The 11,887-nt window shown below is 51.6% G+C and carries 12 protein-coding genes; 3 read left to right on the top strand and 9 right to left on the bottom strand.

Going from position 1 to position 11,887, the window contains the following annotated elements; translation table 11 throughout:
- Positions 1-115: 115 nt before the first annotated feature.
- Positions 116-478: a phage holin family protein gene (locus EDM58_RS00490; RefSeq protein WP_122911582.1), complete on the top strand. Its 363-nt coding sequence runs from the start codon at positions 116-118 to the stop codon at positions 476-478.
- Between the two features lie 73 nt (positions 479-551).
- Here the strand turns inward: EDM58_RS00490 and zapA are convergent, their stop codons facing one another.
- From zapA to pheS, 3 genes are all read right to left on the bottom strand, one after another.
- Complete coding sequence (gene zapA, locus EDM58_RS00485) at positions 552-821, bottom strand: cell division protein ZapA (protein WP_023555638.1); 270 nt, start codon at positions 819-821, stop codon at positions 552-554.
- A 96-nt stretch (positions 822-917) separates the two neighbouring features.
- The gene (pheT, locus tag EDM58_RS00480; protein ID WP_122911581.1) at positions 918-3,341 is read right to left on the bottom strand and encodes a phenylalanine--tRNA ligase subunit beta; all 2,424 of its coding nucleotides are present in this window, start codon (positions 3,339-3,341) and stop codon (positions 918-920) included.
- Between the two features lie 15 nt (positions 3,342-3,356).
- Positions 3,357-4,391, bottom strand: coding sequence for a phenylalanine--tRNA ligase subunit alpha (gene pheS / locus EDM58_RS00475; protein WP_122911955.1), 1,035 nt, complete (start codon positions 4,389-4,391; stop codon positions 3,357-3,359).
- A 476-nt stretch (positions 4,392-4,867) separates the two neighbouring features.
- Between pheS and EDM58_RS00470 the strand changes: the two genes are divergently transcribed.
- Complete coding sequence (locus tag EDM58_RS00470; protein ID WP_122911580.1) at positions 4,868-5,593, top strand: DUF2225 domain-containing protein; 726 nt, start codon at positions 4,868-4,870, stop codon at positions 5,591-5,593.
- Here EDM58_RS00470 and EDM58_RS00465 read toward each other — a convergent pair.
- Together EDM58_RS00465 and EDM58_RS00460 are read right to left on the bottom strand one after the other, a co-directional pair.
- Positions 5,590-6,414, bottom strand: coding sequence for a TrmH family RNA methyltransferase (locus EDM58_RS00465; protein WP_122911579.1), 825 nt, complete (start codon positions 6,412-6,414; stop codon positions 5,590-5,592). The genes EDM58_RS00470 and EDM58_RS00465 overlap by 4 nt on opposite strands.
- Positions 6,415-7,071, bottom strand: coding sequence for a potassium channel family protein (locus EDM58_RS00460; protein ID WP_023555643.1), 657 nt, complete (start codon positions 7,069-7,071; stop codon positions 6,415-6,417). It abuts the gene before it with no gap.
- Positions 7,072-7,248: 177 nt separating this feature from the next.
- On the opposite strand from EDM58_RS00460, the gene sspI reads away from it, so the two are divergent.
- On the top strand, positions 7,249-7,485 hold the full coding sequence (sspI, locus tag EDM58_RS00455) for a small acid-soluble spore protein SspI (protein ID WP_122911578.1): 237 nt from the start codon (positions 7,249-7,251) through the stop codon (positions 7,483-7,485).
- Between the two features lie 55 nt (positions 7,486-7,540).
- Here the strand turns inward: sspI and EDM58_RS00450 are convergent, their stop codons facing one another.
- The 4 genes from EDM58_RS00450 to EDM58_RS00435 form a co-directional block, all read right to left on the bottom strand.
- Positions 7,541-8,695, bottom strand: coding sequence for a Ger(x)C family spore germination protein (locus EDM58_RS00450; RefSeq protein WP_122911577.1), 1,155 nt, complete (start codon positions 8,693-8,695; stop codon positions 7,541-7,543).
- Positions 8,688-9,848, bottom strand: a complete 1,161-nt coding sequence (locus tag EDM58_RS00445; protein ID WP_122911576.1) for a GerAB/ArcD/ProY family transporter — start codon at positions 9,846-9,848, stop codon at positions 8,688-8,690. The genes EDM58_RS00450 and EDM58_RS00445 overlap by 8 nt, the downstream gene beginning before the upstream one ends.
- Positions 9,845-11,380, bottom strand: a complete 1,536-nt coding sequence (locus EDM58_RS00440; RefSeq protein ID WP_122911575.1) for a spore germination protein — start codon at positions 11,378-11,380, stop codon at positions 9,845-9,847. Before EDM58_RS00440 ends, EDM58_RS00445 begins: the two co-directional genes overlap by 4 nt.
- Positions 11,381-11,518: 138 nt before the next feature.
- The gene (locus EDM58_RS00435) at positions 11,519-11,884 is read right to left on the bottom strand and encodes a DUF1294 domain-containing protein (RefSeq protein WP_122911574.1); all 366 of its coding nucleotides are present in this window, start codon (positions 11,882-11,884) and stop codon (positions 11,519-11,521) included.
- Between the last annotated feature and the right edge of the window lie 3 nt (positions 11,885-11,887).

The following is an 11,887-nucleotide window of genomic DNA, read 5'->3' as shown; positions in this document are numbered from 1 at the left end:
CACCATTATAGCACGCCGACTTCTTCAAGGATAATTTTACACATCCTATAGATGGATAAACAGCTTTCAATTAAGCCAGAATGAGACTGATACAACACAAAAAGGAGGAGTAGACTTGACATTCATGCGCCATGTCATCCGCTTTATTGTAGCCGCTGTCGTACTGATGTTTGTCGGTTTTCTCGTACCCGGCTTTTCTGTAAACAGCTTTTGGACAGCGCTGTTAGCGGCTGTTGTTATCGCCGTCATCGGTTGGATTGTTGAATCCCTGTTCGGGGATCGCATCTCACCCTATAACCGTGGGATTGTCGGTTTTCTCGTCAGTGCTGTAGTCATCTACATCACACAGTTTTTCGTCGCTGGTTTCCGCGTCACCATTCTGGGAGCGCTTCTAGCCTCACTGGTCATCGGGATCATCGACTTGTTTATCCCCATCAAGAACAATCTCGGGGAGCCCCGCAATCGCCAAGAAACTTGATCACTTGATTCCATACGACATGCAAATGTGAAAAAGAGAGGCATAGGCCTCTCTTTTTTGTGTTTTCACGAATTTATAACTTTTCTTTTGCGTCTTCCTGAAGGAGTCTCAGCAGTTCTTCGTACTCTTGGCGAAGGCGGTAGTACTCATCCGCGATATTGACTGCAGTAAGTACGGCGATCTTGGCCGTGTCCAAACGATGATTCCCGTTGGCGATCTCGTTCATCTTGTCGTCAACGAAGCCGGCCACCGTACGTATGTGATTTACACTCGCCTTGCCACTCAACCGGTATTGTTGGCCATAGATATCAACCGTCAAACGATTTTTTCCATCACCTTGCACGAAGGGTTCCTCCCTACTGCGACCTTTGCTCTACTGTATCCTTTTTAGGTTACTGAAAATGTCATAATTCGTCAAGCTGTCCTTTCATTCAACAGCCTACATGCGCAATTCTGCGCCTGTTGCTGTTTTCAGTGCTTCGATCACTGCTGTCGTAACTTGTTGAATCTCCTCATCTTGCAAGGTGCGCTCCGGATGACGGAACACCAGGGAAAAGGCCATGCTTTTCTTGTCTTGGGCAATGCGTTCACCCGTGTAGACATCAAAAAGGGTCAACGACTCAAGCAAGTCTCCGGCTGCTTCGCGAATCGTAGCCTGAAGAGTCCCTGCGCTGACATCGCGGTCCACGACGAGTGCCAGGTCCCTCGTCACGGCAGGGAATTTCGGCAGTTGGTTGTAATGCCCCACGTCGCTCGCCGCTTCGCCCAGCTTCGCAATATCCAACTGGAAGACATAGGTTTCGGACAGATCATAGGCCTTCTCCGTTCCCGGATGGACTTGACCCAGGAATCCCAGGCGATTTTCTTTCGACCACACTTCAGCAGTGCGTCCCGGATGCATGCCCGCCAAATCGGAAGCTGCTTTGTAGGTGACATTCTGGATGCCCAGTGCATGCAGCAGAGATTCGACCACACCCTTGATCTGATAAAAATCGACAGGCTGTTTGGCTCCCATCCAGTTTTGCGGCATCCATTGACCCGTCATGGCTCCGCCTACGTATACGCGTTCTTCCGGCAATTCGTTTAATACAGCCTCACGATTGAGGAATACCCGTCCCAGCTCAAAGATCGAAACATCATGATTTTGTCGATTTTTGTTGTAAGCCACAGTACTCAACAGGCTTGGCAGAAGACTGGTGCGCAGGACACTGTGTTCCTCGCTCATTGGCATGAGCAGGGCGACCGGGTTTGTCTTGCCTTCGTGCAATCCGGCCACGTCCTCCACGCGTTCCGGGGAGACGAGAGCGTAAGAAATGGCTTCATTCAGCCCCGCGCCAATCAGGTGGCGGCGAATCGTCCGGCGCAGCTGCTGATCTGCAGTAAGCTGTCCTTGGGTAGTCACTCCTGTCGGCAGGCTGGTCGGAATCTTGTCATAGCCATACAGTCGGGCAACTTCTTCCACCAGGTCCTCCGGCAATGTGATATCTCCACGTCTGGTAGGAACCGTTACCGTCCAAGTATTGCCCTCTACGACATAAGGGAACTGCAGGCGGTCAAAAATCGGCGATACCTCTGAAGCATTCAAGGATGTACCCAGATGCTGGTTGATTTTGTCCAAGGTAATGCTTACGACAGCAGGTTTGCCCTCCGAAACGACGGTGCTCGCTACTCCCCGGGAAACCTTTGCGCCAGACAATTGCTGGATCAAAGCTGCAGCGCGCTCCCCGGCTTCTTTTACGCGCAACGGGTCTACCCCTTTTTCCCAACGCACGCAGCCTTCTGTTCGCATTCCCAGCTTGCGGGAAGTGCTGCGAACCGTCTGCGGTGTGAACCAGGCTGCCTCCAAAATAATTTCCTTCGTATCATCGTTGATTTCCGAGTTGGCTCCCCCCATCACCCCTGCGATGGCCAAGCCTTTTTGCGGATCGGTAATCAACAGCGTTTGGGCATCCAGCTTGCGGATTTGATCGTCCAGGGTAACAATCTCTTCACCATCTTGGGCCAGACGTACAATAATGGAGCGGTCTGTCACTTGGCTCGCGTCGAAAGCGTGCAGCGGTTGACCGTATTCCAACAGGACGTAGTTGGTTACGTCCACGACATTATTGATCGGGCGCATTCCTGCGGCCATCAGGCGATTTTTCATCCACTGCGGAGAACTGGTGATCTTGGCATCAGTAAAATGACGTCCATGGTACTGATGGCATTCCTCTTTTGCATCAATCCGTACTTGAACCGGGTTGGCCTCGCCATTCTCCTCGATCTCGATGGCAGGGAACAAAACCTCCTTGCCGTAAATCGCCGCTACCTCATGAGCGACGCCGAGCATGCTGAGACAGTCCGAACGGTTAGGGGTGAGTCCCAATTCCAGCACGTAATCATCCATTCCCAGATAAGAGACGGCGTCCATTCCGACTTCGGCATCCTCCGGCAGGACCATGATGCCCTCCTGCTGATCCTTCGCCAGCAGCTTGTCGTTGAGGCCCAATTCCTTGGCGGAGCAGATCATGCCTTGCGATTCGACACCGCGCAGTTTGGAACGCTTGATTTTGAGATCTCCCGGCAGATGCGCACCTACCAGTGCGACCACCACTTTTTGTCCCTGTGCGACGTTCGGCGCCCCGCATACGATCTGCAAGTCCTGTTCTTGCCCAACATCGACGATGCATACGTTCAGACGATCAGCATCCGGATGTTTGCTGCGTTCTTTCACATAGCCGATGACAACGTTGGAAACCCCAGCGTTGCGCGATTCCACCGCGTCCACTTCGATCCCGCTGCGCGTCAGCTTCTCCGCCAGATCATGCGGTGTGATGCCGCTCAGATCGACATATTCCGATAACCATTGATACGATACCTTCATCTTCGCCTCTCCTCTCTATCCTCGGTTGAATTGACGCAGGAAACGCACGTCATTGGTATAAAAATGGCGAATATCTTCCACTCCGTATTTCAACATCGCAATCCGTTCCACACCCATGCCAAAGGCAAAACCGCTTACTTCCTGCGGATTGTAGCCGGCCATTTCCAGTACCCGCGGGTGTACCATGCCAGAGCCCAGGATCTCGATCCAGCCCGTCTGTTTGCACACCCGGCAGCCATCCCCGCCGCAGTTGAAGCATTGCAGATCCACTTCCGCACTTGGCTCCGTGAACGGGAAGAAGCTGGGACGCAGACGAACCTGTTGGGTCGGACCGAACATTTGCTTGGCAAAGGTTAGCAGTGTTCCTTTCAGGTCACTCATCCCGATTCCTTTGTCCACCACCAGACCCTCGATCTGCGTGAACTGGTGGGAGTGCGTCGCATCGTCATCGTCGCGGCGATACACTTTCCCAGGGCAGATGATCTTCACTGGCGTATCTCCCTGCTTCTTCAGCATCGTACGTGCCTGCACAGGAGAGGTATGCGTACGCAGCAAGATCTCGTCAGTCATGTAAAAGGAATCCTGCATGTCGCGAGCCGGATGGTCTTTGGGCAGATTGAGCATTTCGAAGTTGAAGTGATCCATCTCCACTTCCGGTCCTTCCGCAATCTCAAAGCCAAGACCGATGAAAATATCCTCGATCTCCTCAATGATGCGGGAGAGCGGGTGCATCGTCCCGGTCGGAACCGGACGTCCCGGCAATGTCACGTCAATGGTTTGGGATGCCAGCTTGGCATGCAGAACCGCCTCGTCCAAGGCAGACTGCTTTTGGGTAAAAGCGGCTTCCAGGGCTCCCCGCACTTCATTGACCAATTGTCCGACGAGGGGACGTTCTTCCGGTGACAGACTGCCCATTCCACGCAAAAGTTCTGTCAACTCACCTTTCTTCCCCAGGTATTTGACCCGCAAATCCTGGAGTTGGGCGGAATCCGTCACTTGGCTGATCTGGCCGAGCGCGGACTCCTTCATCTCTTGCAACCGAGTTTGCACGTTGAATCGCTCCTTTTTCTTTAACATCGTTTGGTTCTCATGCAAAAGTCTTGGCTCCCCGAAAGTTTGGTGAAGCCCTGCTGCAAAAAAAGAAAAACCCGCCCCCAAAAGGGACGAGTTACTTTTTCTCGCGGTACCACCCTTGTTAGACAGACAGGCTGTAGTCATATGCCTGCAGTCTCACTTAGATCATTGGTAACGGGAATGACCCGGCTTGCTCCTACTTCGCTTAAGCGGTTCAGAGTGCGGCTTCAGAGTGAATTCGGCAGCTAGCGCGTTAAAGATGCTTCCAGTCCCCGGCACCTTCTCCCTGCGAACACGTAGTTCCTGCGTACTAGTCTCTATCATCGCTTTCGGTTATAATGAATCCGTATGGAAATTATAGCGTAACGGAGAATAACTTTCAACGATACATAACAAGTCCACCCTAATTGACAAGTAAAAACAGGCATCACGCAGAAAAGGGGAAGTCTGAAATGATCGATCTTCATAACGTGCTTTACGACAAATCCGTCAACTGTCGCCATTGTGAGACCCCTTTTACTACCAAGCGAGTTCGCAGCGGCTCCCTCGCAGTCCAGCACCGGGATACCGATTTTTGTACACAATTCAAGGACAAATCGCTGAATCCGATCCTGTACTCCGTTCACGTCTGCCCGCAATGCGGCTTCTCTTTTACCGACCAGTTCAATCTCAAGCTGACACCCTCACAAGCCAAGAGCGTGCAAAAGAACATCACTGCCAAGTGGACCAGCAAGCATTTTGGCTCCTTCCGTCGAGAGGAAGAAGCGATTGCCTGCTATAAATTGGCGATCTATGCAGCTGCGTTGACTGATCAACCGCACTCTGTCAAAGCAGGGTTGTATCTACGCCTGGCCTGGCTGTACCGCTTTGCTGAAAACACTGCGGAAGAGCTTCGCTTTATCGGCATGGCTGTAGACGAATACGAGCAATCCTACATCCACTCGGATTATACGGTCGGGGACAAGGAAATGTCGGAGGTGCGATTGTTATACCTCATTGGCGAACTGCATCGGCGGCTTGGCGAATTTGACAACGCCATCCGCTACTTCGGCAAGGCATTGGAGTTTCGCGGCCGTACAATGGAAAGCGGTATCATACGCATGGCGCAGGACCAATGGCAGCTTGCGCGTGAAGAGTATAAAAACAAGAAGCAAACAATCGGGCAGGAGACCGGTTAATGAGACCGGTCTTTTTTTCTGCGCGCTTCGTAAACCAACAAGCCTGCGGCTACGGCTGCATTAAGCGATTCAGCCTGACCGTAGATCGGGATATGCACCAGTTCATCCGCCTGCGTGATCATCTCATCGGAGACTCCTCGGCCCTCATTGCCGATGACGATCGCGACTTTTCCACTATAGTCTACGCTGTCGTAGGAGCGGCTGTCTTCCCGGAGTGTCGAGCACAGCATGCGGCCCCCTTTTTGACGCCACTGGTCAGCCGCGACCGTCAAATCTTGCGTGAAGACGGGCAGGCGAAAGATCGCCCCCATCGTAGCCCGTACTACTTTTCCATTGTACAGGTCAACGCTGCCCCTTCCAAGAACGACTCCGTCTACACCTGCTGCCTCCGCTGTGCGCAAGATCGTCCCCAGATTGCCGGGATCCTGAAGCTCGTCCAAAAACAGGAGAAGAAGATCCCGCTTTGCCTGAAGGAGCTGTTCCGTCCATTCTTCCCAATTTTGCTGATTTTTTTTCACGACAGCGACGATTCCTTGCGGTGACTTGGTCTCGCTCAGCTTGGCCAAAACCGCCTCGGACGCCGCCACGACATGCACGTCCGGGCTGATGTTCGTCAGCGCCTGACGGCAGGCTGCATTCAATTCTCTCTCGCTGTCATACAGAATCGTTGTAACGGCGGCCCCGCTGTTTAAGGCTTCCTCCACCAAGTGGGCTCCTTCGATCAGATAACTGCCCGACTCTTCCCTTCCTTTTCTCTCCAGCAAAAGCTGCAGCCGTTTGACCAACGGATTCTGCGCGGATGTAATTCGTTCATGTGCCATTTACGCTTGCTCCTCAAAGGTTTGTAGGTCCTTGTTATTGCCGATCACGACGAGGACATCCCCTACCTGAATCAAATCGTCCGGATTGGGAGTAATGTTGAATTTATCACCGCTTTTGATCGCAATGACGTTCACTTCATACAGCGCGCGTAGATTCAACTGGCGCAAGCTCTTTCCGACCATACGCGGAGAGACCATCACCTCGGCCACGCTGTAATCTTCAGCCAGCTCGATAAAATCGAGAACATTGGCAGAAATCAGGTTATGCGCCACACGAACTCCCATGTCCCGCTCCGGAAAAACAACACGGTCCGCTCCTACTTTATAGAGAACCTGTCCATGGCGTTCATTTTGCGCTTTGGCCACAATTTTCTTGACACCCAGCTCTTTTAGGGTCAAAACGGTGAGGATGCTTGCCTGTATATCGACGCCAATAGCCACGACCACGACATCGAAGTTGCGGATTCCCAGCTCTTTTAAGGCGCGTTCATCCGTCGTATCCGCCACTACGGCATGCGTCACATACTGAATGTTTTCGTTGATCCGCTCTTCGTTCTCATCTATGCCCATTACTTCAAAATCGAGTTCATACAGCGTGCGTGCCACGCTGGAACCAAATCGCCCCATCCCGATAATCGCAAATTGCTTCGATGACATGCCTGCACCTACTCCTTTTATCACCCGAGCAAATCATTACCGATTCCCCCAAGGGCCTTTACTCATAACAAGCATTATAACACACCCCATTCCCCTGCTACAAAAGGGTATGAGGGTACCCTGCACAACAAATACTAACCCGGAAACCACCATTACAAGAGAGGGGTCCGACTGCACATGAATATCGCCTCCCTGAATTTGCGTCAAGCGATCATGTATAAAATGCAAGGTTCAGACGCAAATGCCGTAGAAGAAACCATTAGCGACGCGATCTCCAGTGGCCAGGAAAAAACGCTGCCCGGCCTTGGTGTCCTGTTCGAAGTCCTTTGGCAAAACAGCAACGAAAACATTCGTCAGCAGATGGTCCAAACCATCGCGGAACACATGCCTGCTCAGACCGCCAAACCGATGTAGGAGCCGTATTAACACAAAAAGGGAGGGTCCTGATGACCTTCCCTTTCTACGCTTTTTATTGCTCCATCTCCATCCCAAGCCTCCGCAGCTTGATCGTATATTCCACTCGTATCGGAAAGTCCTTGAAGGCTTTGTTCCAATCGTGATGGACCCAGTAATCGTGAAAGTGGTAAGACCGCAGATGCAATCCCAGCTTGAGAACATCACTGTTGTGCTTCTGCAGCTTTTGAATCATTTGCCGGGCCCGTTTTTCCATCTCCTGCTTCAGCTCCTTTTGCATCGCCTCAATAAATTTTTCCGGCGAAGCAAAACGAATGTTCCCAGGCACATATTCCATGATGTCCCCTTGTACTTCACAGGAAAATACGGCTTCCAACCCGCCTCCTTTGAATTTATTCGGTTGAATGGTCAGGTTCGTATCCACAAACCGCGGGCGCAAGGTGACATAAGCATCTTCTTGACCCGCCAGAGGCATGATCACATCGCCCCCCCTCTTCTGATTCCTCAGCTGCATGAGTGACCAGGTCTGAATCGGCGTGAGTGAGCCAACCATTTTATGATCGTGGAAAATAGCGGTCCCGATCCATTTCACTTCTCGTTTCGTCGCTTCTACATAGTTGAGGAAAGGCTGCATCGACTTATTCGAGGTTTCGTTGAGGTAATCTCCCAACGTTTTGTCGGGGATGGTTCCCATTTTCCTCCCGTTCTCTACCAGATCCATGATGAAAACGACCGGAATCTGCGCCAGTTGCGGCTTTATCTCCAAAAGGGACGACGCCTTTCCCCTTACGATAATGGGCCAGAGCAAGCGTCTAATCAGCGCTTCGCGGCGAAAACCGTCCAGAATATCTTCAATGCCTTCCCGGGCTATCTCTTCACTTATGGCAACTACGCGCGTATGTCCCAAAAACAACCGCTGGTTCAAACGAAGCTGGAGATTATTGGTCGCATCCGTTATTGTGCGCCCGGTCACACTCATGACCTTGACGGCATTCGAATTCCCGCCGCCTCCCTGTCCGCTGCTCCCTGCGATCTTGATCGGGATCGGGATCTGCACGGTCACCCGGTATCGTTCTTCATCTTCTCCGCCCGCATCGATAGCGATTGCCAGAACCGAGGCTCTCTCCTCCAACTCTCTTCGGTCCCAGCACCCGGCCAGAAAGGAAAGGCACAGGAGAAGCAGGCAGAGATAACTCCATCGTTTATCCATCCGCCTTCCGCTCCTTTGGAATCCCTGCCTTGCCCCGTAGAAACAGAACAATCCAGTAAATGGTGGGCACCCCGAGATTCAAGACTAGGTTGCCTATGCCGATATACGAGCTGATCTGAAATATTTCCACGATGTTTTGCGGGATCAATGCGATGAAAAACAGGGGAATAAACAAGAATGCCGAGGCTATTCTCTGAAAGACCATCCCTTTGTTGAAACATTGGCGCAAACCGTATATGACGGCGTAATACGCATTGGCAACAGTCGTAAAGACGGCCGCAACCCAGACTGCCAGAAAGGCCGATTCCAGCCTTTCGAGGATCAGTCCTGGCACCTGCGTCGTTTTGACCAATTCGAGCGTCGGCCAGGTCAAGCGTTGCAGCTCTTCATATCCAAATACAGTAATACCCGCCACGACAATCAAGGTGTAGACCACCATCGTCATCAGGATTCCCACAAAGCCCGCTTTTTCTTTTCCGGAATTATGCTGGGTAAACGCATAGAAGATCAGCATGATTTCAAAACCGGAAAAAGAATAGACCGCTTCGTAGGCCCCTTCGAAGATTGATTTTCCGGATACTCGAATCAGCGGAAAGAGATAGCTCCAGTCTGCTTTCTGGAAGGAGGCTATGGCGATGAAGAGCACCGGAAAAATAATGAGTGGAAAGAGGATTTCATTGACACGAGCCACTACATCCACGTCGTGCAGGGACAAGAAAAAGGCTAGCAAAAACATCGTGATCATGATGACTTCCAAAGGAGTATTCAGCAGGACAGAAGTAACCACCACTTCGCCAAAGATGCGGGAAACCATCCCGGTCGCCACGTAGATAAAGGACAAGTATACGAAAATCCAGGGAATGCTGAGAAGTTTCCCCAGCTTTGGCGATTCCTTCGAAGCCCAAACCAAGGGACTGTATTCAACAAAGGTCATTCCAGGAAAACGGCGGCTTAATTTTGCGATCATCCAGATGGAGATATAAGCGCCCAGTGATCCAACCAACGGAGCCATCCACCCCGCCTCAAGCAATCGGGAGCTCGAAGTCCTGGGCAGCGTAAGTACCCCTACCCCGATCAACGTGCTGGTGATCAGGCAGGTCTGCTGCCAGGTGGTGAAGCCGTACCGCGGCGTGCCGTTGTCCTGTCTCTTCACGACTGGTCATCCTCCCTCATGCGTATTTTGTCATGCACCCGAAACATGGATGGACGTAACTTCATGAGATGATGCGGGAACCGCAGGAATAAATCACGCATCCCCTTCAAATTGAGCGGACTGATCGGAGACAGATACGGAACGCCAAAGGACTTGATCGAGGACAGATGGACGAGCATGACAATGATAAACAACATAATCCCGTACAATCCGAACAACCCAGCCATGAACATGACAGGAAAGCGCAGCATGCGGATCGCGATGGCTGCACTGTAGCTGGGAGAAGCAAATGAGCCAATCGTCGTCACCGCCACGATGATGACCATGACTGGGCTGACCAATCCCGCCGAAACAGCAGCTTCTCCGACAACCAAGGCACCTACAATGCCGATGGTCGGTCCGATCGGTCCCGGCAGGCGGACACTGGCTTCCCGTAATATCTCGATCGCAATCTCCATAAACATCGCTTCGACCAAGGAAGGAAATGGAACTGTGGAACGTCCAGCAGCCATCGCAATAACGAGGCGTGAGGGAATCATCTCTGGATGAAAGGAGCTGAAAGCAATGTACAACGATGGCAGCAGCAAGGCGATCAATATGCTGATGACCCGAATGAAGCGAATCAAGGAAGCGATGTAAAAACGCTCGTAATAATCCTCCGGGCTTTGATAAAATTGGGACAAAACAGCGGGTGCAATCAGCACGAAGGGAGTCCCATCTACGAGGATGGCCACTTTTCCCTCGAGCAAATTGGCTACGATTTTGTCAGGTCGTTCCGTATTCTGTATTTGAGGAAAAGGCGAGTACCGATGATCCTGAATCATCTGTTCGATATAGCCGGTTTCCAATATAGCATCCAGATTCAGGTTTTCGATTCTCCTGATTACTTCCTCTACGATCGGGGGATGGGCAACCCCATCGATATGCATCACAAATACATCCGTTTGCGTACGTTGACCAACAATCAAGTGCTTGACACGCAGATTCGGGTCTTTCAAGCGAAAGCGGATTAACGCCGCATTGACGCTAAGCGTCTCGGTAAATCCGTCTCGCGGTCCCCGCACCACCGACTCTGTCTGCGGTTCCATCACGCTTCTGCGATCCCAGCCCCTGGAATTGATCAGATAGACTTCTGTGCTTCCATCTATGAACAAAACTGAATTACCCGACAAGATATTGCGAACGATCTGGCGCAATTGATTCGTTGTTTCCAATTCATTGCTAGCAGGCGATAGGTATGTGACGTTCTCTGTCGTCAATGAGCGAATGACAAAATCACTGATGACATTCCGGTCAACCATCCCATCCAGAAATATGACAGCAGCGTCTTTACCGGTTGTGATCTGAAATCTGCGCACCACGAGATCATCGCTTTTTCCAAACTGCTGTTCGATCAATACTATATTATCCTCCAATACAGAGGTCACGGGACTGTCTTTGACGCTATCCATACTTTTATTGGCATGCTGCTCAAGCGTCTGATTGCGAAGTCTATCCTTCCGTTTGTTCCAGGCATTCCAGAATTGGCTCAAACAACCTCCTCCTCTCACGTCCACGAAAGTCGATTGAGTTGTAGGTTAGTTTACCCGGGGATGGTAAAGTTATCCGATCAAAATTTCAGGGTGTCTAAAAATATAAAAAGAGCACAGGTAGAAATCTCTACCCGTGCCCTATGCATCTATCCAGAGATAGACTAGCAGCAAAATTTGGATTAGTGTAAAAAGAGGGACCAAAAGGACAAACCGCAGATGCTTGGTCTTATGGCGATGGACAAACATCCCGAGAAGCGCCCCTGTCCCGCCTCCGAGCGCAGCCGCGAGCAAGAGGCTCGCCTCCGGGATGCGAAAACGATGCTGGATCGCCTGCTGCTTGTCCCACGCCATCAGCACCCAAGCGTACACATTGACGAGAGCGAACCCGGCAACGGACACCCAGATGGGTATAACCGGGAGAAAGCCTGCCGCCATCAAAAGCAATGCCGCTCCCAGCGTAAGATTGCGATTTCTGCGGTGACGCCGCCATTGTGCCTGTACCATGCT

This window comes from Brevibacillus panacihumi, assembly GCF_003710985.1.
Classification (GTDB): domain Bacteria; phylum Bacillota; class Bacilli; order Brevibacillales; family Brevibacillaceae; genus Brevibacillus; species Brevibacillus panacihumi.
This window is presented reverse-complemented; position numbering and strand designations above follow the sequence as displayed.